This window comes from Antribacter gilvus (assembly GCF_003946865.1).
GTDB classification, from domain to species: Bacteria; Actinomycetota; Actinomycetes; order Actinomycetales; family Cellulomonadaceae; genus Antribacter; species Antribacter gilvus.
The window spans coordinates 673,088-697,093 of sequence record NZ_QXTH01000001.1; the positions used below are offsets into that span (position 1 = coordinate 673,088).

The window sequence follows — 24,006 nt, forward strand, 5'->3', positions numbered from 1 at the left end:
CGGCTCGGAGGCCGGGGCCCGCGGAAACGCGGGAGAGCGGTGCGGTAGACCTCCGACGAGAAACAGGAGCCGGAAGGCACATGGCACGTCTTATCGGCGTCGACCTCCCTCGCGACAAGCGACTCGAGGTTGCGCTCACCTACATCTACGGCGTCGGCCGTACTCGCGCCCAGCAGACGCTGGCCGCGACCGGGGTCAGCCCGGACCTGCGCGTGAAGGACCTCGGCGACGCCGAGCTCGTCGCGCTCCGCGACTACCTCGAGACGAGCTTCAAGCTCGAGGGTGACCTCCGTCGTGAGGTCGCGGCCGACATCCGCCGCAAGGTCGAGATCGGCACCTACCAGGGTCTGCGTCACCGCCGCGGGCTGCCGGTGCGCGGTCAGCGCACCAAGACCAACGCGCGTACCCGCAAGGGTCCCAAGCGCACCGTCGCGGGCAAGAAGAAGGCCCGCTGACCGCAGTCCGTGGTGCGGGCCACTGAGCCCGCCCCGGTCCGATCAGACCAGGAGAACACAAGCACATGCCTCCCAAGACTCGCGCAGTCGCCGGCCGCAAGCCGCGCCGCAAGGACAAGAAGAACGTCCCGCTCGGCCAGGCGCACATCAAGAGCACCTTCAACAACACGATCGTGTCGATCACGGACCCGTCGGGTGCCGTCATCGCATGGGCGTCCGCCGGCCACGTCGGCTTCAAGGGCTCCCGTAAGTCGACGCCGTACGCCGCGCAGCTCGCTGCCGAGTCGGCCGCGCGTCGCGCCCAGGAGCACGGCGTCAAGAAGGTCGACGTCTTCGTCAAGGGCCCGGGTTCGGGTCGCGAGACCGCGATCCGCTCGCTCCAGGCGACCGGCCTCGAGGTCGGCTCGATCCAGGACGTGACGCCCCAGGCCCACAACGGCTGCCGCCCCCCGAAGCGTCGCCGCGTCTGATTCCTTCTGCGCCGGGATGCGCCTGCGGAGCCTGAGGGCTCCGGGGGCGCATCCCGACCGCGGAACGTCGCTCACCGCTCGCCGGTGGGCAGCTTGCCCGGTCGGGGACAGAGATCCGTCCGGGCCGCGAGAGATCGCATGCCGTGATGCGTCATATAGCGGACGCACACTGAAAGGACACCCACAGTGCTCATCGCACAGCGCCCCACGCTGACCGAAGAGGTCATCTCGGAGAACCGTTCGCGCTTCTCCATCGAGCCGCTCGAGCCTGGCTTCGGCTACACGCTCGGCAACTCCCTGCGTCGCACGCTGCTGTCGTCCATCCCGGGCGCGGCCGTGACCTCCATCCGTATCGACGGGGTGCTCCACGAGTTCTCCACCGTGCCGGGTGTGAAGGAGGACGTCACCGAGATCATCCTCAACGTGAAGAACCTCGTGGTCTCCTCGGAGAACGACGAGCCGGTCGTGATGTACCTGCGCAAGCAGGGTGCTGGTGCCGTGACCGCCGCGGACATCGTTCCGCCGGCGGGCGTCGAGGTGCACAACCCCGACCTGCACATCGCCACGCTCAACGAGAAGGGCAAGCTCGAGATCGAGCTGACCGTCGAGCGAGGCCGTGGGTACGTGTCCGCCGCGCAGAACAAGCAGTTCGACGCGGAGATCGGCCGCATCCCGGTCGACTCGATCTACTCGCCCGTCCTCAAGGTCACCTACAAGGTCGAGGCCACCCGAGTCGAGCAGCGCACCGACTTCGACAAGCTCGTCGTCGATGTCGAGTCCAAGCAGGCGATCACGCCTCGTGACGCGCTCGCCTCGGCCGGCAAGACGCTCGTCGAGCTCTTCGGGCTCGCCCGTGAGCTGAACGTCGAGGCCGAGGGCATCGAGATCGGCCCGTCGCCGACGGACACCGCGCTGGCCGCGGACCTGGCGCTGCCGATCGAGGAGCTCAACCTCACGATCCGTTCGTACAACTGCCTCAAGCGCGAGGGCATCCACCAGGTGGGTGAGCTCGTGGCGCGCAGCGAGGCGGACCTGCTCGACATCCGCAACTTCGGTGCCAAGTCGATCACCGAGGTCAAGGAGAAGCTCGCCGAGCTCGGTCTGAGCCTGAAGGACTCGCCGCTGGACTTCGATCCGTCCGGCGCCCAGTACTTCGAGGCCGACGACGAGGCCGCGTACAGCGACGAGCAGTTCTGACGTCCCGCGCCCGCCCTGCGGGCGCGCGGAACCACTTCTAAGGAGCACAAGCAATGCCTACCCCCACCAAGGGTCCGCGGCTCGGCGGTGGCCCGGCTCACGAGCGTCTGATTCTCGCGAACCTGTCCACGGCGCTCTTCGAGCACGGCCGCATCACCACCACGGAGACCAAGGCCAAGCGCCTCCGCCCGCTGGCCGAGCGTCTCATCACGTTCGCCAAGCGTGGCGACCTGCACGCCCGCCGTCGCGTCCTGACGGTCGTGCGTGACAAGGGCGTGGTGCACACGCTGTTCACCGAGATCGCCCCGGCCATGGCCGAGCGCAACGGTGGCTACACGCGCATCACCAGGGTCGGCACCCGCAAGGGTGACAACGCCCCCATGGCGGTCATCGAGCTCATCACCGAGCCCGTGAGCCCCAAGCAGGCCGTTGTCCGCGAGGCCGCCAAGGCGACCGAGAAGGCCGCCAAGAAGCCGGCGAAGGCCAAGGCCGCCCCGGTTGAGGACGTCGTCGAGGACGCCCCGGTCGAGGACGCCCCCGCCGAGGACGCGCCCGCCGCCGAGGCCGAGGAGAAGAAGGAGGCCTGAGCCTCCCCTTCACCGGGCTGACGTAGTGAGGGCCCCGGTCCCGCCTTCGGGCGGGACCGGGGCCCTCTCGCGTGCGAGGACCCGGCCAGGCGCGTCAGAGGGCGCTGGGCAGGTCCCAGGCACGCGCCCCGCCGACGAGGGCGGCGGAGTTGGGCACGACGACGACGTCGTCCCCGAGCCGCGCGAGGACCGACGGCGTGATCCGGCGCGAGTTGCCGCCGCCGACGTAGAGGCGGTCCCAGAGAAAGACGGGCCGAAGGCCCTCCACCACGGTGATCACCCGGCGGGACCAGAGCGCGTCGCCGAGCCGACGACGTTCGGGCTCGCCGATGTACTGGTCGTACGTGAGGCTTCGCCGCACGGGGGCGTGCGACCACTCGAGGTGCGGCGCCAGCCGGCCACCGTGGAAGAGCGCCGACCCGAGGCCGGTGCCGAGGGTGAGGACGAGCTCCAGCCCGGACGCCGCGACCACGCCCGCGCCGTGCACCTCGGCGTCGTTCAGCACCAGCGCGGGGAGGCCCAGGCGTGCGGACACGGCGGCCTGCATGTCGAAGCTGTGCCACGCGGCCTGCAGCGCGGGGTCGACCCGGGACCGCGGGCCGGACCGCGTGATGTAGTGCGGCGTGTGCACCACCACGCCCCGCCGGATCATGCCGGGCATGCCCACGGTGGCCCTGCGCGCGTCAGGCAGCTCCGCGGCGATCCGGGCGATGGTGTCGACGAGGAGCTCGGGCGGCAGGGGGTACGGCGTAGGGACCCGCACCGGGTTCGCATGGGCTGTTCCCGCCGCGTCGAGCACCGCGGCCTTGATACCGCCGCCCCCGCAGTCCACCGCCAGCGTCAGGGTGTCGTCCATGCCGTCACTGTAGGTCGGGGCTGGGAGAATGTACGGCGTGAGCGACACCCCGACCGTCCGCGTACGACTCGACCTGGCCTACGAGGGCACCCGATTCGCCGGCTGGGCGCGGCAGCCGGTCCTGCGCACCGTCCAGGGAGCCCTCGAGGAGGCCCTGGCGATCATCCTGCGGACGGAGCCCCTGGGCCTTCCGGAGCCTCGCCTGACGGTCGCAGGCCGCACCGACGCCGGCGTCCACGCCCGCGGGCAGGTGGCGCACGTGGACGTCCCGCTCGAACGCTGGCGGGGGCTCCCCGGACGATCCGGCCGCGAGCCCGGCGACGCGCTCGTGACGCGCCTGGCCGGCCTGCTCGACGCCGACGTGGTGGTCCACCGTGCGACTCCCGCACCCGTCGGGTTCGACGCGCGGTTCTCCGCGCTCCACCGGAGCTACACGTACCGCATCGCCGACGATCCCACGCTGCGTGACCCGCTCCGGCGCGCCCACGTGCTGTGGAACCGGCGCCAGCTCGATCCCGCGGCGATGGCCGCGGCCATGGCACCCCTGCGTGGCGTACGGGACTTCGCCGCGTACTGCAAGCCGCGGCCCGGTGCGACGACCATCCGGGAGCTGCAGGAGATGACCTGGGAGCGGCCCACGGCGGGGCCGGACGCCGGACTTGTCGTCGCGCACGTCCGCGCCGACGCGTTCTGCCACAACATGGTCCGGGCGCTCGTCGGCGCGTCGATCGCCGTGGGGGAGGGAAGGCAGCACGTCGGCTGGCCGGCCGAGCTGCTCGCCTCGCGCCGCCGTGACGCTCGGGCGAAGGTGGTGCCTCCGCACGGGCTCGTGCTCGAGGCGATCAGCTACCCCAGCGACGCGGAGCTCGCGGAACGCGCGGACCAGGTCCGTGCCAAGCGGATGGACGAGGACGTGTGGGAGATCCCGTTGCGAGAGAGGTGAGGCGCGCTGGGCGTTGCGGTCACGGCTCTCTGTTCATGAGTCGTCGTGACCTGCACTCCGCTCCGGGCGGGTGCCTCGTCCCTCGGCCCCCACCCTGCGCTGCGTCACGGTCACGGCTCTCTGTTCATGAGTCGCCGTGACCTGCACTCCGCTCCGGGCGGGTGCCTCGTCCCTCGGCCCCCACCCTGCGCTGCGTCACGGTCACGGCTCCTCGACCCAGTGGACCGCTGCCTCCTCCGCGCTCGCCCCGGCGCCGTCGATCCCGGCGTCGTCCCCGTACAGGTCGTTCTCGCGCGCGCCGTCCTCGCCCGGGTCCGCGTCGGAGTCGGCGACCAGGCGGCCCGCCCGTGTGGTGTCGGGGCGGCCCAGCGGGTCCTGCTCCCAGTAGTCCGGCTCCTCCTCGGCAAGGCGCCGGTCCAAGGGCTCGCCATGGACCTCCTCCCACGGGGTCTCGCCCCAGTGGTTGGAGCGCGGGCGCTCCGGGGGCGAGTAGCCCTCGTTGAGCACGTCGTCGCCGCCGCGGTCGAGCAGCGTGTCGTCGTTCTGCAGCTGGTTCGTGTCGCCCTCGGCCCCGGTCTCCGGGTCCGGCGACGTCGCTGGGGTGTCGGCTGTCATCCCCCTACCGTGGCACTGCCCGCCCGGAGACGCTACCCGCGGTGCGCAGGGGCGGGCTCCGCGTATCACAGGCAAGGGTTGCGCACCCGGAAGGTGCGGGTAACCTCCAGGCATCGCAGAGGGGTGCGACGGGGATGAACAGGGGCGCGGGGGCGCTCGGGCGGGCGGGGGCGCTGGTGCGCCGCCGCCCGCCCGTCATCCGGGTGTGACCATCGCGACGGCCGTGTGATGCGCTCCGCTTTGACCGTCATCCCCAGTGGCAGGTATTGTGGTGAGTCGTTGTGCTATCCCTCCGACGTCCTGCGCTCGGCAGTGCGCCCACTCGCGTGCCGGCGTCTGGCCCGGTCGTCACCGGAGGCCCCGCGCACAACAACCGACTTCGGGCGCCGCTTCTCGCCCGACGACACCAAACACGAAAAGGTTACGAACCGTGCGTACGTACACCCCGAAGCCCGGCGACATCCAGCGTGACTGGTATGTCGTCGACGCGACCGACGTCGTCCTGGGCCGTCTGGCCACCCAGGTCGCCACCCTCCTGCGCGGGAAGCACAAGCCGACCTTCGCTCCGCACGTCGACGGCGGCGACTTCGTCATCGTCATCAACGCGGAGAAGGTCGCCCTGAGCGGCAACAAGCGCGAGGCCAAGATGGCCATTCGCCACTCCGGCTTCCCGGGCGGTCTGCGTTCCATCCCTTACGGCGAGCTGCTGGAGAAGAGCCCGCGCAAGGCCATCGAGAAGGCCGTCCGCGGCATGCTGCCGAAGACGTCCCTCGGTCGCGGCCAGATCGCCAAGCTCAAGGTGTATGCGGGTGCCGAGCACCCGCACGCCGCGCAGCAGCCCAAGCCGTTCGAGATCACCCAGGTTTCGCAGCAGGCCTGAGGCCTCTGCTAGACGTAACGCGAAGGACACCAAGTGGCCGAGACCACCGTCGACATCGAGCTGGACGACGAGACGCCCAGCACCTACACATCCGAGACTGCCGCCCCTGCAACGCGCGGTCAGTCGATCACCGCCCCGGGCCAGGCCCTCGGGCGCCGCAAGGAGGCCGTGGCGCGTGTGCGCCTCGTCCCCGGCACCGGCACCTGGAAGATCAACGGCCGCACCCTTGAGGACTACTTCCCCAACAAGGTGCACCAGCAGCTGGTCAACTCCCCGCTGAACCTGGTCGAGGTCGAGGGTCGCTTCGACGTCATCGCCCGCATCACGGGTGGTGGCTCGTCCGGCCAGGCCGGCGCGCTGCGCCTGGGCGTCGCTCGTGCGCTCATCGCGATCGACTCCGAGTCGAACCGCGCGGCGCTCAAGAAGGCCGGCTTCCTCACCCGCGACGCTCGCGTCGTGGAGCGCAAGAAGGCCGGTCTCAAGAAGGCTCGCAAGGCTCCGCAGTACAGCAAGCGCTGATCGGTCCTCTCGCTCTGCGAGAGACCGTTCCGCACAGGTGGCCCCGTCGGACTCTGTCCGGCGGGGCCGTCCTGTGTTCACGGCCGGCTGTTTCTGATTCACCCGCTCGCCCGCTACCGTGAGCAGGATCGCCCCGCGGTGCCCTGATGGCGCCGCGCGGGCCGGGCCTCGGGCCCCTGGCATCACCCACAAGGAGGACACGCATGGGCAGGCTGTTCGGCACGGACGGTGTACGCGGGCTCGCCAACCAGGACGTCACGGCGGAGCTTGCGCTCGCGCTGGGCAGCGCGGCGGCTCGGGTCCTCACCTCGGCGGTCCAGCCGGGCCACCGTCCGCGCGCGATCGTCGGCCGCGACCCGCGCGCCTCTGGTGAGTTCCTCTCCGGTTCTGTCGCCGCGGGCCTCGCGTCCGCGGGCGTCGACGTGGTCGTCCTCGACGTGCTGCCCACCCCGGCCCTCGCGTTCCTGGTGAGCGACCTGGGCGCCGACCTGGGCGTCATGGTGTCGGCGTCGCACAACCCGATGCCCGACAACGGCATCAAGTTCTTCGCGCGCGGCGGCCTCAAGCTCGACGACGAGCTGGAGGACGAGATCGAGGCACGCCTCTACGAGCAGTGGGACCGGCCCGTCGGTGCCTCGGTCGGACGGATCCGTAGCGACGCGGGCGTCGCGGCCGCGTCGTACGTCAACCACCTCACGGCGAGCGTCGGTACCACTCCCGACGCCCGTCCGCTGGAGGGCCTCCGGATCGCCGTGGACTGCGCCAACGGCGCCGCGAGCGACGTGGGCCCGCTCGCTCTGCGGGCTGCCGGCGCCGACGTGGTGGTCATCAACGCCAGCCCCGACGGACGCAACATCAACGAGAAGTGCGGTTCCACGTACCCGGAGCAGCTGCAGGCCGTCGTCGTGGCGTCAGAGGCAGACTTCGGCGTCGCCTTCGACGGTGACGCCGACCGCTGCATCGCCGTCGACCACACCGGCGCGCTGGTGGACGGGGACCAGATCCTGGGCATCCTCGCGCAGGGCCTCAAGGCCGAGGGGCGGCTCCCGCAGGACACGCTCGTCGTGACCGTGATGAGCAACCTGGGCCTGGTCCTGTCGATGCGGGAGCAGGGGATCCGGACGATCCAGACCGCGGTGGGCGACCGGTACGTGCTCGAGGAGATGCGGGCGCACGGGTACGGGCTCGGTGGGGAGCAGTCCGGTCACATCATCCTCGCCGACTACGCGACCACCGGCGACGGGGTGCTCTGCGCCCTGCATCTGGCCGCCCGCGTGAAGGCGGCAGGCCGTCGCCTCGCGGACCTCGCCACGGACGTGCCACGGCTGCCGCAGACCCTCGTGAACGTCAAGGGTGTCGACAAGGGGCGCGCGGGATCCGACGTGGGGGTGAAGTCTGCGGTCGCCGAGGCAGAGGCGCGCCTCGGCGAGACCGGCCGCGTCCTCCTCCGTCCGTCGGGCACCGAGCCGCTCGTCCGGGTCATGGTGGAGGCCACCACCCAGGTAGAGGCGGATGCTGTCGCGGAGGAGCTGGCCGGCGTGGTGCGGGAGCGGCTCGCGCTCTAGGTCGCGGGGGGGTTGACGGCACGTCGATACCCGGGGGGATCCAGGGGATGACCCTGGTGACTCTCAGGGTGCCCCGATGCGTACGCTTGAGCCGACGGCACCCGCAGGTGTCACCTCCCTTCCCCGTTGTCCCGGGGGCTGACGAACCGAGGTCTCGTGCTCGAACCGCTGACCGTCTTCCTGGGCTCGATCGAGTCCTGGATCCTCGCCCTGGCGGCGTCGCCGTGGGTGTACCCGGCCATGTTCGGTTTCGCGACGATCGACGGGTTCTTCCCACCGCTCCCCAGCGAGTCCGTCGTCATCACCCTCACCGTCACGGCGCACACGACGGGGACACCGATCCTGCCGCTCGTGCTCCTCATGGCCGCGGCGGGTGCCTGGGTCGGCGACATCATCGCGTACCACATCGGCCGGGCGATCGGCACGGAGCGCGTCCCCTTCCTCCGGGGGCCGCGCGGGCGCAAGGCTGTCGCGTGGGCGGAGCGGGCCTTGTCCCGGCGAGCCGCGTCGTTCATCCTCGCTGCCCGCTACATCCCGATCGGCCGCGTGGCCGTGAACATGACCGCTGGGGCCGTCGGCTTCCCGCGCAGGCGCTTCGTCGGCATCGCCGCCGTGGCCGCCGTCATGTGGGCCATCTACTCCATGCTGATCGGTCTGGTCGCCGCCGAGTGGCTGGGCCACGAGAACACGCTGCTGGCGATCGTGTTCGGGGTCGTCCTCGGCGTCTCGCTCGGCTTCGTGGTCGACAAGGTCGTCATGCGGCTCTCCCGGCGCCAGGGCACGCCGGACGGCGACCAGCCCGAGGCCGACCAGCGCGACGCCCAGGACACGCCCGACGCCGAGGACCAGGCCGAAGCCGCCGTCGGCACACCGGACGCCGCGGCCGGCACACCGGACGCCGCGGCCGGCACATCGGACGCCGCGGCCGGCGCCCGCGTGCCCGTGCCCACGAGGGGCGACGGTCCGGCGTCGGGCACAAGCGGCGGGGACCTCGCGGCCGGCTAGAGCTTGCGGAGCCGCACCCGCTGCACCGTGTGGTCCGAGCCCTTGGTGAGGACCAGCGTGGCCCGCCCCCGGGTGGGGAGGATGTTGTGCTCCAGGTTCGGGGCGTTGATGGACTCCCAGATGGAGAGAGCGCGTGCGGTCGCCTGCTCGTCCGTGAGGTCGGCGTAGCGGCGGAAGTACGACTCCGGCCGCGTGAAGGCCGTGCGGCGGAGCTCGAGAAAGCGGTCGACGTACCACTGCCGGATGTTGCGGGTCCGGGCGTCGACGTAGATCGAGAAGTCGAAGAAGTCGCTGACCGCGACGGTCGTCTCGTCCACGGCGCTCGGGCGCGCCGGCTGCAGCACGTTGAGACCCTCGACGATCAGGACGTCCGGCTTGCGCACCACGACCTCCTCGCCCGGGACGATGTCGTAGGAGACGTGCGAGTACACGGGCGCCCGGACCTCCGACTGCCCGGCCTTGATGCGGGACAGGAAGCGGATCAGCGCACGCCGGTCGTACGACTCGGGGAAGCCCTTGCGCTCCATGAGCCCGCGCCGGGAGAGCTCGGCGTTCGGGTAGAGGAAGCCGTCCGTGGTGACCAGCTCGACGCGGGGCGTCTCGGGCCAGCGGGCCAGCATCTCCCGCAGCACGCGGGCGGTCGTCGACTTGCCGACGGCGACGGAACCGGCGACGCCGATCACGTACGGGGTGCGGGGCGGGTCCTCGCGCAGGAACGTCGACGTGGCCTCGTGGAGGCTCGTCGTCGCGTTCACGTACAGGTTGAGCAGGCGCGACAGCGGGCGGTACACCGCGTCGACCTCGGCGAGGTCGATCGGGTCGCCGAGGCCGCGCAGGCGGGTGACGTCATCGTCGGTCAGCGGGAGGGGCGTGGACGCGGAGAGCTTGCTCCATGCCGCCCGGTCGAGGTCCACGTACGGGGACGCCGGGGCGAGGGACAGGAGGTGCTCGCCGACGTCCGTGCCGGAGAACTGGGAGACCACCTGCATGATTCTGCCGTACGTGGCGCTGTGTCCTGCGTCATGGGGCGGTGGCAGGCACCCGGCTAGACTCTGCCGCATGTGTGGGATCGTCGGATATACAGGTCTAGGTCAGGGCGCGGCCGGTGGCGTCGCGACGCCGTCGCGTACGCCGTTGGACGTCGCGCTCGAGGGCCTTCGCCGGCTGGAGTACCGGGGGTACGACTCCGCGGGCGTCGCGCTCGTCGCGCCCGGGTTCGAGCGGGTGGCCACCGCCAAGAAGGCGGGCAAGCTGGCGAACCTCATCGAGGAGGTGGACCTTCATCCGCTGCCTGACGCGACGGCGGCGATCGGTCACACCCGCTGGGCCACGCACGGCGGCCCCACGGACACCAACGCGCACCCGCACCTCGCCGACGGCGACCGGCTCGCCGTCATCCACAACGGCATCGTCGAGAACTTCGCCCTCCTGAAGCAGGAGCTCCTCGCCGACGGCGTGACGTTCCACTCCGAGACCGACACGGAGGTCGCGGCGCAGCTCATCGCCAAGGCCTACCGGGAGACCGGCAACCTCACCGCCGCGATGGGCGTCGCCGCCCGCCGGCTCCACGGCACCTTTACCCTGCTCGCCGTGCACGCCGACGTCCCCGACACCGTCGTGGGCGCGCGGCACGACTCGCCGCTCGTGGTCGGGCTGGGCGAGGGCGAGAACTTCCTCGGCTCGGACGTCGCCGCGTTCATCGCGCACACGCACGAGGCGCTCGAGCTCGGCCAGGACCAGATCGTCACGATCACGCCCACCTCGGTGGCCGTGACCGACTTCGACGGCAACCCCGCCGAGGCCAAGCGCTTCACGGTGGACTGGGACGCCGAGGCCGCCGAGAAGGGCGGTTTCGACTCCTTCATGGACAAGGAGATCCACGACCAGCCGCACGCGGTCGGGGACACGCTCCTGGGCCGCACCGACGCGTCGGGGAACCTCGTGCTCGACGACCTGCGGATCGACGAGTCGCTCCTGCGCGCGGTGAACAAGATCATCGTGGTCGCCTGCGGCACCGCCGCCTACTCCGGCCACGTCGCGAAGTACGCCATCGAGCACTGGTGCCGCATCCCGGTCGAGGTCGAGCTGGCGCACGAGTTCCGCTACCGCGACCCGATCGTGGACGAGAAGACGCTCGTCGTGGCGGTCACGCAGTCCGGCGAGACCATGGACACGCTCATGGCCGTGCGGCACGCCCGCGAGCAGGGCGCCAAGGTGATCTCGATCGTGAACACCCACGGGTCGACGATCCCGCGCGAGTCCGACGCGGTGCTCTACACCCACGCGGGACCCGAGATCGCGGTCGCCTCGACGAAGGCGTTCCTCGCCCAGATCACCGCCGCCTACCTCCTGGGCCTCTACCTGGCGCAGCTGCGCGGCAACAAGTTCCCCGACGAGATCTCCGCGATCCTCGACGAGCTGCGTGACATGCCGCGCAAGATCCAGACGGTCATCGAGCGGGGCGAGTACGTGCGTGCCACGGCCCGCTCGATGCGCGACGCGTCGTCGGTGCTGTTCCTCGGCCGGCACGTGGGCTTCCCCGTCGCCCTCGAGGGGGCGCTCAAGCTCAAGGAGCTCGCCTACATCCACGCCGAGGGCTTCGCCGCCGGTGAGCTCAAGCACGGCCCCATCGCGCTGATCGACGAGGGCCAGCCGGTGTTCGTGGTGGTCCCGTCGCCCCGTGGGCGCGACTCGCTCCACTCCAAGGTGGTGTCGAACATCCAGGAGATCCGCGCCCGCGGTGCCCGCACGCTCGTGATCGCCGAGGACGGCGACGACGAGGTGCGCAAGTACGCGGACGAGATCTTCTGGATCCCGCAGGCGCCCACGCTGCTCCAGCCGCTGCTGGCCGTGGTGCCGCTCCAGATCTTCGCGATGGCGCTGGCCACCGCCAAGGGCCTGGACGTGGACCAGCCGCGCAACCTGGCCAAGTCCGTCACGGTGGAGTGAGCCGCGCGGCCGGGGCGGTGCGTAGGGTGAGCCCATGATCATCGGCGTGGGCATCGACGTGGTTGACGTCGACCGGTTCATGGCCACCCTGGAACGCACGCCCCGGCTCCGCGAGAAGCTGTTCACCGAGGTGGAGCGGGACATGCCGGCCTCGTCGCTCGCCGCCCGGTTCGCTGCCAAGGAGGCCATCGCGAAGGCGCTCGGGGCTCCCGGCAACATGCGGTGGCACGACGCCACGGTCCACCGGGTCATCGGCGGTCCGCCCGAGGTCGAGCTCCGGGGGACGGTCGCCGCCCGGGCTGCCGAGCTGGGCGTCCGGTCGTGGCACCTGTCGATCTCGCACGACGCCGGCATCGCGTCGGCCATGGTGGTGGCCGAGGGCTGAGCCGCCCCACGGGGCGGCCCAGCCCTCGCGGACCAGCTACTGGAGCGCCGGGATCACCTGGCGGCCGAACAGCTCGATGCCGGACCGGTCGTACGCGGCCTCCAGGAAGTACGTGATGGCGTAGCCCATCCCGCGTGCCCGCATCGCCTGCAGCTTCTCCACCAGCTGCTCGGGCGTGCCCGACAGGTAGGCGTTGCGCCACGACCCGGCGATCTCCTGCTCGGCCCGCTCGGGTGCCCATTTCCGCAGGTGCGACTCGATCCAGGCCAGCTTGTCGGCGACGTCCTTCTCGGTCTCGCCGATGACCACGTTGTAGTCGGCCGTGCGGGTGATCTCCCCGAAGTCGCGGCCGACGTCCTGGCAGTGCTGCTCCAGGATCCCGGACTTGTGCGTGAAGCCCTCCGGCGAGCCGTCGAAGTTGGTGTACTGCGCCCACTGCGCCGCGATGCGCAGCGTCTTCTTCTCGCCGCCGCCCGCGATCCACAGGGGGATGGACGGGCGCCCGTCCAGCTGCTGCAGCGGCTGCGGGTAGCAGCGCGCGCCGTCGACCTGGTAGCGCTTGCCGTCGAACGTGGCCGAACCCTCGCGCCACATCTGCGCCATGATCTGCACGCCCTCGTCGAGCGCGCGGAGGCGCTCGCCGGCCGACGGGAACCCGTGGCCGTACGCGCGCCACTCGTGCTCGTACCAGCCGGCGCCGATGCCCATCTCCATGCGGCCGCCGGAGATGATGTCGGCCGTCGAGGCGACCTTGGCCAGGTACGCGGGCTCGCGGTACGCCATGCACGTGCACATCTGGCCCAGGCGGACGCGCTGCGACGCCGCGGCGAACGCCGCCATCAGGGTCCACGCCTCGTGGGTGGCCTCGGTCGTCACCTGCGGCACCGTGTGGAAGTGGTCGTAGACCCACACGCTCTCCCACGCAAAGCTCCCGCCCGGGATCGGCTCGCCCGCGGCAGCGTTGTCCGCGTGGTGCAGGAGCCCGAGCATGGTCTCCCAGTGCTTCTCCGGGGCGATGCCCACGAGGTCCATCCGCCAGCCCTGAGGAATGAAGAGTCCGAATCGCATGTCCCGAGCCTAGCCGCGGGGCACGTCCCGCTGCGGGGTTCATCCACCAGTCGTCCGACGAGCGCCGCCGGAAGGGGCATCATGTCCCCATGATCCAGGCGTGGACTGCATCCGACGTGCGCGCGGCAGAGGAGCCCCTCCTCGCCGCCGGTGATCCGCTGATGGCTCGGGCGGCGCACGCGCTCGCTGCGGCCGTGGTCCGGGACGTCGCCCGACGTCGCCCGGCTCGCCCCGCGCGGCCACCTCGCCTTCGTGGCGGGCTCGGCACGGACGGGCTGCCGGGCGAGGCCACGGTCCGGGCCGTGCGCCCGTCGGGTGGCGCTCGCGACGCTGCGCGCGGAGCCCGGGCCGTCCTCCTCGTCGGCTCGGGGAACAACGGTGGTGACACGCTGTTCGCCGGGGCCCACCTCGTCCGGCGGGGCCTGGCCGTGACGGCCGTGGTCGTCACGCCGTCGGCCCACGAGGAAGGGCTGGCGGCGTTCCGGGCGGCCGGCGGCACGGTCGTCGGCCTGTACGAGACGCGGGTGCCCGCCGTCGTGGAGCAGGTCCGCGAGAGCGACGTGGTGGTCGACGGCCTGGTCGGCATCGGGTCCCGCGGCGCCCTCCGCCCGCCCGCGGGCGGGCTCGTCCGTGCGCTCGCCGACGCGCGGCGGGAGGCCGAGTCGTCCGGCGCCGGCTGGCCCTGGGTCGTCGCGGTGGACATCCCCAGCGGCATCGGGGTCGACGACGGCACTCTGCCCGGCCCGGTGCTGCCCGCTGACCGGACGGTGACCTTCGGCGCGCTCAAGCCGGGCCTCGTGCTGCCGCCCGCGGTGCACCTCGCGGGCGAGGTGGAGGTCGTCGACCTGGGCCTGCGCCTGGGTGCGCGCCGCCCCGGAACGGCCGGTGCGCCCGGGCGGGGCGCGTCGTCGTCGGGCAGCGTGAAGACGCTCGATGGTGGCGACGCCGCCGCCCTGCTGCGGGTCCCGGGGCCGCGCGACCACAAGTACACGCGGGGTGTGGTGGGCGTCGTCGCCGGGACGGCGGCCTACCCGGGCGCGGGCGTCCTCGCCACGTCCGCCGCGGTGCGCGCCGGGGCGGGCATGGTGCGCTACCTCGGGCCCGCACCGGTGAGCGACCTCGTGCTCGCCCGCCGACCCGAGGTCGTGACCGCCGGAGGCCGCGTCCAGTCGTGGGTGCTCGGCCCGGGCATCCCGGCCGAGGGCGACGACGACGGTCAGCACCGGCGCGTCTTCGGGGCGCTCGCGGCCGTCACCGGTGTGCTGTCCGCGGACGTGACCGGCGGAGCGGTCCCCGCCGTGCTCGACGCCGGGGCGATCGACCTGCTCGAGCACCGGTGCCCCGCCTTCGTCGTGCTGACCCCGCACGCGGGCGAGCTCGCGGCGCTGCTCACGCGGGTGGGCCACGACGCCGACCGGGCCGCCGTCGAGGCGGAGCCGCTGCGCTGGGTGCGCGTCGCGCACGAGGCGACCGGGGCGACGGTGCTCCTCAAGGGGTCGGTCACCGTCGTGGTCGGCCCGGGCGGCACCTTCGCCCAGGCCGACGGGCCCGCGTGGCTCGCCACCGCGGGCACGGGCGACGTGTTCGCCGGTCTCCTCGGGACCCTCCTGGCCGCACGCTGCGACGAGGTGCTGGCCCGGCCGGCGCTCGCGGCCGAGCTCGCCGCCGCCGCGGCCCTCGTGCACGGGCGCGCCGGGTGGATCGCGGCGCGGAAGGCGGGCGGCGGAGGAGAAGGCCCCATCGTGGCGCTCGACGTCGCCGAGGCGCTCCCGACGGCGATCGCCGAGGTGCTCGCAGGGGTCTGACCAGGGGTGGAAGATCCCCCGAGCGGGGTGCGGGTTCCCCCGCACGGGGGAGGGGCGGGAGGCGGCGTTCCAGGAGGGTTGGAGACACCAGCCCCTGTGACGAAAGGATCTCTCATGGACCGCCCCAACCGCCTCGCGCTGATCGGCGCGACAGCGCTCAGCGGAGTCGCCGCCGTGCTCGGCGTCGTCTGGCTCCTCGGCTCCTTGGCCGGCTACTACGCCGACCCGATGCACTCCGTCGTCGGCACCCTCGCGGGGGCCACCGCCGCGAACGTGCTGCACACCGTCGCCGCCCTCGTCGGTCTGGCCGCCGGCGTCGCGGCCCTGGCCGGTGCCCTGCCCCGCCGAGCGGTCGTCGTCACGGCCGTTGCCGAGGTGCTCGTGTTCGGGTTCGCCCTGGCGGGCCTCAGCACCCTCTCTACCGTCGGCTACCTGGTCGCGATGGCCATGCCGGTGGCGGTCGTCGTCATGCTGGTCCAGGTGGTGCGCCGGTACCCGGTGGCACGCTGGACGGCCGGTGTGCCGGCCCTCCTGCTCCTCGTGGTCGGCGTGGTCGTCGGGCGCGACTCGCTCGTGGGACTCTTCGGGGAGCTCACTCCGGCGCTCGTCCGCGAGCTGCCCAACATTGGTGCCACCCTCCTGCTGGTCGGTGTCGGGGCCGCCTGGGCGGCCACCGCGTCGACGGCGCTCTCCGGATCGCAGCCCCTCGAGCGGGCGACCGCCTGGGTGGTGCGTCACCGCGTCGCCATCACGATCGCCGCTGCCTGCGGCCCGCTGCCGTACGCGCTGATCCGGCTCACGTGGCTCTCTCCCTGGCCGATGTTCGGCCAGGGGGTCATTGACGACCTGCCCACCCGCATCTGGGGCGTGGTCCTCTCGAGCGGCGCCTGGCTCGGCTTCGCGCTGACGCTCGGTCTCATCCGTCCCTGGGGCGAGGTGTTCCCGCGATGGATGCCCGGTCTGGCCGGAAGGACCGTCCCCGTCGCGGCGGCCGCCGTGCCCGGCGGTGCCATCGCTGCGGTGCTCACCTTCTCCGCTGTGCCGCTGCTGACCATGATCCCGTCCGACGGCGTGGTCCAGACCCTTGCTTCGGCGGTCCTGTTCCCCTGCTGGTTCTGGGGCCCGATGCTCGCCCTCGCGGTCTGGGGCTACGTGGCGCACCGCCGAGGTGTCGACGGCTCGCTGCCCGAGATCCCGCGCGTGACGTCGGCTGCCTGACCAGCAGTGAGAGAGGATGACGGCATGCCGAGCACGCTCCGCCGCCTGGTCCACAGGTCCGCCTGGCTCATGCTGGGCGCTGCCATCGGGCTCGCTCTGGTGCTGCTCGGCGTGACCGTCGTCCAGTCCGTCCTCCGTGAGGCGCCGGTGTGGCTCGTCGCGGTCGTGACCGTCCTGGCCGGTGCCGCCCTGGGGCTCGTCCCCGGGGCGCGCGAGCTCGAGGTCACCGCCGCGCGGTCCATGCTCGACACGGGTGCCGAGCTCGTCGTACCGCGCCGTACCCGGCTCGTGCACCGCGCGCAGACCGCCGCCTGGGTGCTGTTCCACCAGGTCGCAGGCCTCCTCGTGGCGGCGGCGATCTTCGCCGGGGTCCCCTACGCGGTGCTCGTGGCCGTGGAGGCGTTCACCGGCAGCACCATCGGCTCGACCCTGCCTGCTCCGTCGAGCGCGGCGGAGGCCGTCGTCCGGGTGGTGGTGAGCGCCGCCGTCGGCCTGGGCCTGGCGCTCGTCGCGTGGCCGACCGGGATGCTCGCCGCCCGCCTCGCCGGACGGGCCCTCGGGCCCACCGCCCACGACCGGCTCGAGGTCGCGCTCGACCGGGCGGGCCGCGAGGCCGAGCACACCCGGCTCGCCCGCGAGCTCCACGACGGGATCGGGCACGCCCTGACGATCATCAGCGTCCAGGCCGCCGCCGGGCGGCGCGTCGCCGGACGCGACCCCGCTCTCGTCGGCGAGGCGCTCGCGGCGATCGAGGACACCGCCCGCGGCGCGCTCACCGAGCTCGACGAACTGCTCGCCGTGCTGCGGGAGGACCGGGACGGCGGGGGGTCCGACGGCCGCCCGACGGCCGGGTCGCGCGCCGACCTCGCGACCGTCGTCGACCTCGACGGGATCGTCGCCGCGCACCGCCGGGCCGGGCTCGAGGTCGAGGCGGCCGTGGACGCGCCCCCCGCGCTGCCCGCCCTCCTGCGCCGCACCGTCGACAGGATCGTCGCCGAGGCGCTCGCCAACGCGCACCGGCACGGGGGAGCGGGCCCGGTCCGGCTCGTCGTCGGGCACACGGACGAGGAGGTCCGCGTGGAGGTCACGAACCCGCTCCCGGGCGGCGCGGGGTGGTCGAGACCGTGGCGGGAACGCGCGGGGGGCCGCTCCGGCGGTCGCGGGCTGGCGGGGGTCCGCGAGCGTGTGTCACTGTTCGGCGGCACGGTCTTCGCCGGGCCCGACGGCGACCGCTGGACCGTCCGCGTGACCCTGCCCCGGCTCGCCCCGGGAACCACACCGGAGGAGGACCGATGACCGCGGAGAGCGGGAGGCCTGTGACCGTCGTGATCGCGGACGACGAGCCCCTCGTCCGAGGGGGTCTCCGGCTCATCCTCGACAGCGAGCCCGACCTGGAGGTGGTGGGCGAGGCGGCCGACGGGTCGGAGGCGGTGGCCCAGGCGCGCCGCCTGCGGCCCGACGTCGTCTGCATGGACGTGCGCATGCCCGGCGTCGACGGCCTCCGCGCCACCGAGCTGGTCCTCCGGCTCCCCGACCCGCCGAAGGTGCTCGTGGTGACCACCTTCGAGCACGACGACTACGTGCTGGACGCCCTCACGGTGGGCGCGTCGGGCTTCCTGCTCAAGCGGGCGAGCGCCGACGAGATCGTGCAGGCGGTGCGCACCGTCGCCGTCGGGCAGAGCCTGCTCTTCCCCGAGGCCGTCCGTTCCCTGGTGCGCGGCGGGCGAGGCGCCGCCGCCCGCTACGCGGGCCCGCCGCTGACGCCTCGCGAGTCCGAGGTGCTCGGGCTCGTGGCGCAGGGCATGACGAACGCGGAGATCGCCGCCGAGCTCGTCGTCGGGCTGGAGACGGTCCGCACGCACGTGGCCTCCGTGCTCGGGAAGCTCGGCGCCCGGGACCGCACCCAGGCGGTGGTGACCGCGTACCGGACGGGCCTCGTCGAGGTGTGAGCGGTGGCCCGCTAGGGTGGCCGCGATGGACGAGCGAGTGGTGGCCTGGGGCCAGGAGCTGACGGCCGTGCACGAGCGGCTCCGCGACGCCCTCGAGGTGGCGCGTGCGGCGGTGCTCGACGGCGGCGTCACGCCCGAGGCGGCCCGGGAGCTCCGGCTGTTCTGCCGGGGTTTCTGCGCGGCACTGACCGGTCATCACCGCAGCGAGGACCGGAACCTCTTCGAGGTGGTCCTCGCCGAGCGTCCCGACCTTGGCCCCGTCGTCTCGGCGCTGAAGCAGGACCACAACGTGCTGGACCACCTGCTCGGTGACCTCGACCGGGCGATCACGTCCGGTCTCCCGGCCGACGACCTGCTGCGTCACCTCGACGGGATCGACGCCATCATGGAGACCCACTTCCGGTACGAGGAGAAGATGCTTGTTCGGGTGCTCGACGCGACGGCCCGTGAGGACCTGGACCGGACGGAGCTGTTCGGCCCGCTGGGCTGACGGGGACGGTGCCGCGCTGTCACGCGGACGCCCGGGCCGCCAGGTACAGGTCCTCGGCGGCGTAGTCGAAGCGGCCGCCGAAGAACGGGTGGTCGAGCGCGCGCTGCTCGGCCTGGGTGCGGACCAGCCAGTCGACGGTCTCGCGGACCGTCTCGGCGTACGTCCCCGCCGGGACGTATCCCAGGGACCGCGCCGCCCTCAGGTCGAGGACGATCGGCGTCGGCGTGCTCCAGGGTGTCCTGCCGATGTCGGTGGTGGAGGCCGGCTCGTCGAGCAGCACCTCGTCCCAGGAGTGGCCCAGGAGCCCGGCGATGGTCCGGGCGATCGTGCGGGCGCGTCCGGCGCGTCGGGGTCGGCGCTGTTGAGCACCCGGGCGGCGGGCCGTTCCGCCACGACCTCCACCACGGCGGCCAGGTTGGCAGCGGCGGTCGGGTGGTCGACGCCGCGGCCCCGGTCGGCGAGGAGGAGGGTCCGCCGCCCGTCGAGCGCGCGCCGGACGAACACCCACTCCCGCGCCGGAGCGGCGCCCTCGCCGTGGACCTTCGACGCGCGGAGCACGGTGACCGGGTGGCCGGACCCGAGGAGCTCCTGCTCGGCGGCGACCTTGTTGGCGCCGTAGCCGGCCGGGGAGTCGAAGTCACCGCTCAGGTCGGGCGCCACGGTGGGCGTGTCCTCGCGTACGGGTCCGTCGAACCGCGGCTTGACCGGGGAGTTCACATGGTTGCCCGCGGCGTCGACGTAGACCGCCTTGCTCGACACCATGACCGTGGACGAGACGTCCGGCAGCAACGGCAGCAGGCTGCGTGCGTCTGCGGCGGTGAAGCACAGGCAGTCGACGAGCAGGTCCGCACCGTCGCCGAGCAGGCGGGCGGTGGCCGCGTCGTCGGACCTCTCCGCCGTGTGGAAGACCGCGCCCGAGGCCGCGAGGTCGGCCGGGATGCGGGCCACGTCGCGGCCGGTGAGGTCCACCCTCCACCCCGCCCGGAGCAGTCGCCGAGCCACCGCCCGCCCCACCAGGCCTGTCCCACCAAGGATGACTGCTCGACGCATCCGCCGATCCTAGGCCTGCGGCCCAGACATGAGCGGGCCGCCCACGGTGCTGGAACCCGCAGTGAATCTGATAAACCTACGAAGATCGGCCCTGGATTAGATGGTTTCGACGATCCGTGTCGCGACTACTGCCGGCCGTCGCCCCGGGCCGAGTGTGGGCAGCGTCACGTCCGAGCGCTGTGACTTTGTGCTCCGTCGAGCGTCAAGGGTGCATGAGCACCAAGACAGACCTGACTTCCGTCATCGACCACCTGGCGGGGTTGGACACGATCGCGCTGCGCGTCACGCGTGGTGTGCCGGACCTCGTGGACCGGTTGCTGGGTGGCACGGAGGACCGCGCCACCCCTCGGGACGTGGACATCGTCACGATCGACGTGGTGACGGGCTCCCGGTCCGTGACCGACGAGGTGGTCTCCCGGTACGACCTGCAGGCGCAGGCCTCGCCGGGAGACCACGGGCTGGCCGGGACCTGGGTCTGGGCGGGGCCGGTCTCCGACCTTCCCGGCACCACCCCGGTCCTGGTGCGCCTGCGCCTCGTGGAGGACGTGAGCGGCTGACGCTCAGCGCGGCAGGTGCGCCTCGATCGCGCCGACGATCGCCGGGTCGTCCGGCGTGGTGCTCGGCGCGAACCGCTGCACGTCGCCGCCTGGGAGCACGAGGAACTTCTCGAAGTTCCAGCGCACGCGGCCGGTGTGGCCCTCGCTGTCGGCCGCCTTCTTGAGCTCCGCGTACAGCGGGTGGGTGTGCCGCCCGTTGACCTTGACGCGGGACACCACGGGGAACGTCACGCCGTAGGTCATCGAGCAGAACTCGGCCACCTTCTCGTCCGTGGACAGCTCCTGGAAGAACTGGTTGCTGGGAAAGCCGATGACCGTGAAGCCGCGGTCGGCGTACGTCTTCTGCAGCTCCTCCAGCGTGGCGTACTGCGGCGCCAGGCCGCAGCGGGACGCCACGTTGACGACGAGGACCACGTCGTCTCGGTGGGCCGCGAGGGTCGTCTCGCTGCCGTCCATGGTCAGGAACGGGATGTCGTAGAGAGTCACGCGGGCCATTGTGCGCCCTCCTCCGGTCCCCACGACAGTGCGGGGGCGACCACCGCGCCGGGTTACCGTGAAGCGTGACGTACGCCCCGCCGCCGTCGGCCCCCAGGGGCGCCCGGCATCCCCTGCCCGTCCGCGACGGGCTCAACCCGACCCGGCTGGTGCTGCCGCACGACGTGGCGACGGTGGCCCGGTACGAGCGGGCGCTCGACTACCTCCTGGACCGGTTCCCCGCCGACGTGGCGCGCCTGGAGGAGAAGGTGGCGGCAGGCGAGGTGGTCACGGGGCGGGGCGAACCGGTGACGGCGAGCACCGCGTACGAGCCGCGCGGCTTCCTCTACCTCTACCGGGACCCGCCGCGGGAGGACACGATCCCGTTCGAGGTGGAGGTGCTCCACCGGGACGAGAACCTGCTCGTGGTCGACAAGCCCCACTTCCTCGCGACGATGCCGCGGGGCCGCTGGATCACCCAGACCGTCCTCGTCCGGCTGCGCCGACAGCTCGACCTGCCCGAGCTCTCGCCCGCGCACCGCCTCGACCGGCCCACCGCGGGCGTCCTCGTGCTGACGGTGCGGCCGGAGGTCCGGGGCGCCTACCAGGAGGTCTTCGCCCGGCGGGAGGTGACCAAGGTGTACGAGGCGGTCGCGCCGCTGCGCGACGACCTTGCGCTGCCGCGCACCGTCCGCTCCCGGATCGTGAAGCTGCGGGGCGTCACCCGCGCCCAGGAGGAGGCTGGCGCTCCCAACGCCGAGTCCCGCGTGGCCCTCGCGGCCCGCGACGAGGCGCGCGGGCTCGGCCTGTACCGGCTCGAGCCCCACACCGGGAAGACGCACCAGCTCCGGCTGCACATGGCCTCGCTCGGGGTCCCGATCCTCCACGACCCCTTCTGGCCCGACCTCCGGGACACTGATCCCGACGACCACGCCCGGCCGCTCCAGCTCCTCGCGCGCTCGCTCGAGCTGATGGACCCCTTTACGGGGGAGCGGAGGCGCTTCGAGTCCCGCCGCACCTTGTCGGAGTGGCCTCCGCGCTGAGCGGAGAGGATGCGAGAATCGGTGATCGTGAGCACCACCCACCTCTCGGACGGGACAGCCGCTTTCCCCGCGGACTATCCGGCGCGTGCCGTGATCGACCTCGCGGCGATCCGGGACAACGTCGTGGCGCTGCGGGAGGCCGCTCCCACGGCGGCGCTGATGGCTGTCGTGAAGGCCGACGCGTACGGGCACGGGCTCGTGCCGAGCGCCTGGGCGGCGCTCGCGGGCGGGGCCACCTGGCTCGGCACCGCGCAGGTGGCCGAGGCGCTGCAGCTGCGCGCGGAGGGCGTGGGGCCCGCGGCAGCGCGGATCCTGACCTGGCTGTACGCGCCCGGCGCTCCGTTCGAGCAGCTCGTCACGGCCGACGTGGACGTCGCGGTCGGCGCCGCCTGGGCGCTGGACGAGGTCGCCGCGGGCGCCCGCGCCGCGGGTCGGCCCGCGCGCGTGCACCTGAAGGTCGACACCGGCCTGGGCCGCAACGGGATCATGCCGGCGGACCTGCCCGCGGCGCTCGCGCGGGCCGGCGCTCTCCAGGCCGAGGGGGTGGTCCAGGTGGTCGGCGTCATGTCGCACTTCGCCGTGGCCGACGAGCCCGCGCACCCGACGGTCCTCGCCCAGGCGGCAGCCTTCGACGGCATCGTGAAGGAGGTCGAGGCCGCCGGCTTCGACCTCGAGGTGCGCCACCTCGCCAACTCGGCCGCGACCCTCACGAACCCGACCATGCACTACGACCTCGTGCGGCCGGGCCTCGCCGTCTTCGGCCTGTCGCCCGTGCCGCAGATGGGCGCGCCCGGCCGGTACGGCCTCACGCCCGCGATGACGCTCGAGGCGCGGCTCGCCACGGTCAAGCGCATCCCGGCGGGCAGCGGCGTCTCGTACGGCCACTACTACACAGCCCCTCAGGACACCGTGCTCGGCGTGGTGCCCCTCGGCTATGCCGACGGGATCCCGCGGCACGCGTCCGGTGGCTCGCTCGGCGAGGGCGGGCCGGTCCTGGTGGGCGGCGGCGTGGGCGACGTCGCCGCGCCCGACGCCGGACCCGGCACCGTCCGCGTGCTGCGGATCGCCGGCCGCGTCTGCATGGACCAGGTCATGCTCGACCTCGGCCCTTACGCCACCGAGCAGGCCGGCGACGTGGTCACCCTGTTCGGCGCGTCCGACGGCCTCGCGCACGCCGGCGCGCCGAACGCCGAGGACTGGGCCCGCGCCGCGGGCACCATCAGCTACGAGATCGTCACCCGGCTGGGCGTGCGCGTCCCGCGCGTCTACCGGGGTCAGGATGCGCTCGGCGCCGGTGTGGCGCTCGGAGCGCGGGGAGCGTGGTCATGAGCGGCAGTACTCCGGGACTCACCACCGTGGAGCTCGACCTGCCCGACGCGGAGTCCACCCGTGGGCTCGGCCGGGCGCTCGCGGGCGTCCTGCGGGCGGGCGACCTGGTCATCCTCACGGGTGACCTGGGGGCGGGCAAGACCACGCTCACCCAGGGGCTCGGCGCGGCCCTCGGGGTGCGTGGCCAGGTGGCGTCGCCCACCTTCATCGTGGCGCGCGAGCACCCGCCGCTGCCGCAACCCGACGGCACCCTCGGCCCGGCCCTCGTGCACGTCGACGCCTACCGGCTCGGCTCGCTCGCGGAGCTCGACGCGCTCGACCTGGACTCCACGCTCGACGAAGCGGTGACGGTCGTCGAGTGGGGCCGGGGCCTGGCCGAGGCGCTCACGGACGACCGCCTGGAGATCGACCTGGTCCGGCCTCGTGGGGCAGGGGACGGGGCGAGGTCCGTCGCGGGGGCCGACGGCGTGGCTGTCCTCGACCTCGGCGAGGACCCGGAGGCCGGCGTGCGGCGGGCGACGGTCCGCGCCGTCGGGCCGCGCTGGGCCGGGGTGGACCTGGCAGGGCTGCTCGGGGCCCGGCCGAACTAGGCTGGGA

Annotated in this window: 27 protein-coding genes; 20 read left to right on the plus strand and 7 right to left on the minus strand. The window is 72.9% G+C overall.

What is annotated here, in order from left to right:
• The first annotated feature begins 80 nt into the window (after window positions 1-80).
• From rpsM to rplQ, 4 genes are all read left to right on the plus strand, one after another.
• On the plus strand, window positions 81-455 hold the full coding sequence (gene rpsM / locus D1350_RS02910; protein ID WP_125773617.1) for a 30S ribosomal protein S13: 375 nt from the start codon (window positions 81-83) through the stop codon (window positions 453-455).
• Between the two features lie 65 nt (window positions 456-520).
• Window positions 521-925, plus strand: coding sequence for a 30S ribosomal protein S11 (gene rpsK, locus D1350_RS02915; RefSeq protein WP_125773618.1), 405 nt, complete (start codon window positions 521-523; stop codon window positions 923-925).
• 186 nt (window positions 926-1,111) lie between these two features.
• On the plus strand, window positions 1,112-2,122 hold the full coding sequence (locus D1350_RS02920) for a DNA-directed RNA polymerase subunit alpha (RefSeq protein WP_125773620.1): 1,011 nt from the start codon (window positions 1,112-1,114) through the stop codon (window positions 2,120-2,122).
• Window positions 2,123-2,175: 53 nt separating this feature from the next.
• Entirely contained in the window at window positions 2,176-2,709 is a 534-nt protein-coding gene (rplQ, locus tag D1350_RS02925; protein ID WP_125773622.1) for a 50S ribosomal protein L17, read from the plus strand.
• 94 nt (window positions 2,710-2,803) lie between these two features.
• Here the strand turns inward: rplQ and D1350_RS02930 are convergent, their stop codons facing one another.
• Entirely contained in the window at window positions 2,804-3,565 is a 762-nt protein-coding gene (locus D1350_RS02930; protein ID WP_125773624.1) for an ROK family protein, read from the minus strand.
• A 37-nt stretch (window positions 3,566-3,602) separates the two neighbouring features.
• On the opposite strand from D1350_RS02930, the gene D1350_RS02935 reads away from it, so the two are divergent.
• Entirely contained in the window at window positions 3,603-4,508 is a 906-nt protein-coding gene (locus D1350_RS02935; RefSeq protein WP_420807792.1) for a tRNA pseudouridine synthase A, read from the plus strand.
• Between the two features lie 201 nt (window positions 4,509-4,709).
• Here the strand turns inward: D1350_RS02935 and D1350_RS02940 are convergent, their stop codons facing one another.
• Complete coding sequence (locus tag D1350_RS02940) at window positions 4,710-5,123, minus strand: DUF5709 domain-containing protein (protein ID WP_125773628.1); 414 nt, start codon at window positions 5,121-5,123, stop codon at window positions 4,710-4,712.
• 430 nt (window positions 5,124-5,553) lie between these two features.
• Between D1350_RS02940 and rplM the strand changes: the two genes are divergently transcribed.
• The 4 genes from rplM to D1350_RS02960 all read left to right on the plus strand — a co-directional run bounded on the left by rplM (window position 5,554) and on the right by D1350_RS02960 (window position 9,092).
• Entirely contained in the window at window positions 5,554-6,003 is a 450-nt protein-coding gene (gene rplM / locus D1350_RS02945) for a 50S ribosomal protein L13 (protein ID WP_125773630.1), read from the plus strand.
• 33 nt (window positions 6,004-6,036) lie between these two features.
• Window positions 6,037-6,522, plus strand: coding sequence for a 30S ribosomal protein S9 (gene rpsI, locus D1350_RS02950; protein ID WP_125773632.1), 486 nt, complete (start codon window positions 6,037-6,039; stop codon window positions 6,520-6,522).
• A 203-nt stretch (window positions 6,523-6,725) separates the two neighbouring features.
• Entirely contained in the window at window positions 6,726-8,087 is a 1,362-nt protein-coding gene (gene glmM / locus D1350_RS02955; RefSeq protein ID WP_125773634.1) for a phosphoglucosamine mutase, read from the plus strand.
• A gap of 156 nt (window positions 8,088-8,243) precedes the next feature.
• Window positions 8,244-9,092, plus strand: coding sequence for a DedA family protein (locus D1350_RS02960; protein WP_125773636.1), 849 nt, complete (start codon window positions 8,244-8,246; stop codon window positions 9,090-9,092).
• Here the strand turns inward: D1350_RS02960 and coaA are convergent.
• The gene (coaA, locus tag D1350_RS02965; protein WP_125773638.1) at window positions 9,089-10,081 is read right to left on the minus strand and encodes a type I pantothenate kinase; all 993 of its coding nucleotides are present in this window, start codon (window positions 10,079-10,081) and stop codon (window positions 9,089-9,091) included. The genes D1350_RS02960 and coaA overlap by 4 nt on opposite strands.
• A gap of 70 nt (window positions 10,082-10,151) precedes the next feature.
• On the opposite strand from coaA, the gene glmS reads away from it, so the two are divergent.
• Window positions 10,152-12,041 (plus strand): glutamine--fructose-6-phosphate transaminase (isomerizing), encoded by a 1,890-nt coding sequence (gene glmS, locus D1350_RS02970; RefSeq protein ID WP_125773640.1) that lies wholly within the window; start codon window positions 10,152-10,154, stop codon window positions 12,039-12,041.
• A gap of 34 nt (window positions 12,042-12,075) precedes the next feature.
• On the plus strand, window positions 12,076-12,426 hold the full coding sequence (locus D1350_RS02975; protein ID WP_125773642.1) for a holo-ACP synthase: 351 nt from the start codon (window positions 12,076-12,078) through the stop codon (window positions 12,424-12,426).
• A gap of 36 nt (window positions 12,427-12,462) precedes the next feature.
• On the opposite strand, the gene D1350_RS02980 is transcribed toward D1350_RS02975, so the two are convergent.
• Window positions 12,463-13,494 (minus strand): LLM class F420-dependent oxidoreductase, encoded by a 1,032-nt coding sequence (locus tag D1350_RS02980; protein WP_125773644.1) that lies wholly within the window; start codon window positions 13,492-13,494, stop codon window positions 12,463-12,465.
• Between the two features lie 89 nt (window positions 13,495-13,583).
• Here D1350_RS02980 and D1350_RS02985 point away from each other — a divergent pair, with 89 nt between their 5' ends.
• The 5 genes from D1350_RS02985 (at window position 13,584) to D1350_RS03005 (ending at window position 18,956) form a co-directional block, all read left to right on the plus strand.
• Entirely contained in the window at window positions 13,584-15,299 is a 1,716-nt protein-coding gene (locus D1350_RS02985) for a bifunctional ADP-dependent NAD(P)H-hydrate dehydratase/NAD(P)H-hydrate epimerase (protein WP_125773646.1), read from the plus strand.
• Window positions 15,300-15,413: 114 nt separating this feature from the next.
• Entirely contained in the window at window positions 15,414-16,517 is a 1,104-nt protein-coding gene (locus D1350_RS02990; protein ID WP_125773648.1) for a hypothetical protein, read from the plus strand.
• Between the two features lie 24 nt (window positions 16,518-16,541).
• Window positions 16,542-17,813, plus strand: coding sequence for a sensor histidine kinase (locus tag D1350_RS02995; RefSeq protein WP_125773649.1), 1,272 nt, complete (start codon window positions 16,542-16,544; stop codon window positions 17,811-17,813).
• A complete protein-coding gene (locus D1350_RS03000) occupies window positions 17,810-18,466 on the plus strand; it encodes a response regulator transcription factor (protein WP_125773651.1) in 657 nt (218 codons plus the stop codon). The genes D1350_RS02995 and D1350_RS03000 overlap by 4 nt, the downstream gene beginning before the upstream one ends.
• A gap of 25 nt (window positions 18,467-18,491) precedes the next feature.
• On the plus strand, window positions 18,492-18,956 hold the full coding sequence (locus D1350_RS03005) for a hemerythrin domain-containing protein (protein ID WP_125773653.1): 465 nt from the start codon (window positions 18,492-18,494) through the stop codon (window positions 18,954-18,956).
• 19 nt (window positions 18,957-18,975) lie between these two features.
• On the opposite strand, the gene D1350_RS24275 is transcribed toward D1350_RS03005, so the two are convergent.
• A complete protein-coding gene (locus tag D1350_RS24275; RefSeq protein ID WP_240643834.1) occupies window positions 18,976-19,236 on the minus strand; it encodes a hypothetical protein in 261 nt (86 codons plus the stop codon).
• Window positions 19,155-20,006: an NAD-dependent epimerase/dehydratase family protein gene (locus D1350_RS03010; protein ID WP_240643835.1), complete on the minus strand. Its 852-nt coding sequence runs from the start codon at window positions 20,004-20,006 to the stop codon at window positions 19,155-19,157. Before D1350_RS03010 ends, D1350_RS24275 begins: the two co-directional genes overlap by 82 nt.
• A gap of 212 nt (window positions 20,007-20,218) precedes the next feature.
• Between D1350_RS03010 and D1350_RS03015 the strand changes: the two genes are divergently transcribed.
• On the plus strand, window positions 20,219-20,563 hold the full coding sequence (locus D1350_RS03015; protein ID WP_125773655.1) for a hypothetical protein: 345 nt from the start codon (window positions 20,219-20,221) through the stop codon (window positions 20,561-20,563).
• Window positions 20,564-20,566: 3 nt separating this feature from the next.
• On the opposite strand, the gene D1350_RS03020 is transcribed toward D1350_RS03015, so the two are convergent.
• Window positions 20,567-21,049, minus strand: a complete 483-nt coding sequence (locus D1350_RS03020) for a glutathione peroxidase (RefSeq protein ID WP_125773657.1) — start codon at window positions 21,047-21,049, stop codon at window positions 20,567-20,569.
• Between the two features lie 74 nt (window positions 21,050-21,123).
• Here D1350_RS03020 and D1350_RS03025 point away from each other — a divergent pair, with 74 nt between their 5' ends.
• Genes D1350_RS03025 through tsaE form a run of 3 tightly spaced genes read left to right on the plus strand, consistent with a single transcriptional unit; the run spans window position 21,124 to window position 23,999 of the window.
• Window positions 21,124-22,080: a pseudouridine synthase gene (locus tag D1350_RS03025; RefSeq protein WP_125773659.1), complete on the plus strand. Its 957-nt coding sequence runs from the start codon at window positions 21,124-21,126 to the stop codon at window positions 22,078-22,080.
• 9 nt (window positions 22,081-22,089) lie between these two features.
• The gene (alr, locus tag D1350_RS03030) at window positions 22,090-23,409 is read left to right on the plus strand and encodes an alanine racemase (protein WP_125773661.1); all 1,320 of its coding nucleotides are present in this window, start codon (window positions 22,090-22,092) and stop codon (window positions 23,407-23,409) included.
• Entirely contained in the window at window positions 23,406-23,999 is a 594-nt protein-coding gene (gene tsaE, locus D1350_RS03035) for a tRNA (adenosine(37)-N6)-threonylcarbamoyltransferase complex ATPase subunit type 1 TsaE (protein ID WP_125773663.1), read from the plus strand. The genes alr and tsaE overlap by 4 nt, the downstream gene beginning before the upstream one ends.
• Window positions 24,000-24,006 lie beyond the last annotated feature (7 nt).

Excerpts from the sequence above, each read along its gene's own strand:
- rpsK (WP_125773618.1), top strand. The coding sequence starts at position 521 with ATGCCTCCCAAGACTCGCGCAGTCGCCGGCCGCAAGCCGCGCCGCAAG.
- rplQ (WP_125773622.1), top strand. The coding sequence starts at position 2,176 with ATGCCTACCCCCACCAAGGGTCCGCGGCTCGGCGGTGGCCCGGCTCAC.
- D1350_RS03005 (WP_125773653.1), top strand. The coding sequence starts at position 18,492 with ATGGACGAGCGAGTGGTGGCCTGGGGCCAGGAGCTGACGGCCGTGCAC.
- D1350_RS02995 (WP_125773649.1), top strand. The coding sequence starts at position 16,542 with ATGCCGAGCACGCTCCGCCGCCTGGTCCACAGGTCCGCCTGGCTCATG.
- D1350_RS03015 (WP_125773655.1), top strand. The coding sequence starts at position 20,219 with ATGAGCACCAAGACAGACCTGACTTCCGTCATCGACCACCTGGCGGGG.
- glmS (WP_125773640.1), top strand. The coding sequence starts at position 10,152 with ATGTGTGGGATCGTCGGATATACAGGTCTAGGTCAGGGCGCGGCCGGT.
- D1350_RS02930 (WP_125773624.1), bottom strand. The coding sequence starts at position 3,565 with ATGGACGACACCCTGACGCTGGCGGTGGACTGCGGGGGCGGCGGTATC.
- D1350_RS02940 (WP_125773628.1), bottom strand. The coding sequence starts at position 5,123 with ATGACAGCCGACACCCCAGCGACGTCGCCGGACCCGGAGACCGGGGCC.
- D1350_RS02980 (WP_125773644.1), bottom strand. The coding sequence starts at position 13,494 with ATGCGATTCGGACTCTTCATTCCTCAGGGCTGGCGGATGGACCTCGTG.
- rpsM (WP_125773617.1), top strand. The coding sequence starts at position 81 with ATGGCACGTCTTATCGGCGTCGACCTCCCTCGCGACAAGCGACTCGAG.
- D1350_RS02990 (WP_125773648.1), top strand. The coding sequence starts at position 15,414 with ATGGACCGCCCCAACCGCCTCGCGCTGATCGGCGCGACAGCGCTCAGC.
- D1350_RS02985 (WP_125773646.1), top strand. The coding sequence starts at position 13,584 with ATGATCCAGGCGTGGACTGCATCCGACGTGCGCGCGGCAGAGGAGCCC.
- D1350_RS02975 (WP_125773642.1), top strand. The coding sequence starts at position 12,076 with ATGATCATCGGCGTGGGCATCGACGTGGTTGACGTCGACCGGTTCATG.
- tsaE (WP_125773663.1), top strand. The coding sequence starts at position 23,406 with ATGAGCGGCAGTACTCCGGGACTCACCACCGTGGAGCTCGACCTGCCC.
- alr (WP_125773661.1), top strand. The coding sequence starts at position 22,090 with ATGCGAGAATCGGTGATCGTGAGCACCACCCACCTCTCGGACGGGACA.
- glmM (WP_125773634.1), top strand. The coding sequence starts at position 6,726 with ATGGGCAGGCTGTTCGGCACGGACGGTGTACGCGGGCTCGCCAACCAG.
- D1350_RS03010 (WP_240643835.1), bottom strand. The coding sequence starts at position 20,006 with ATGCGTCGAGCAGTCATCCTTGGTGGGACAGGCCTGGTGGGGCGGGCG.
- D1350_RS03000 (WP_125773651.1), top strand. The coding sequence starts at position 17,810 with ATGACCGCGGAGAGCGGGAGGCCTGTGACCGTCGTGATCGCGGACGAC.
- coaA (WP_125773638.1), bottom strand. The coding sequence starts at position 10,081 with ATGCAGGTGGTCTCCCAGTTCTCCGGCACGGACGTCGGCGAGCACCTC.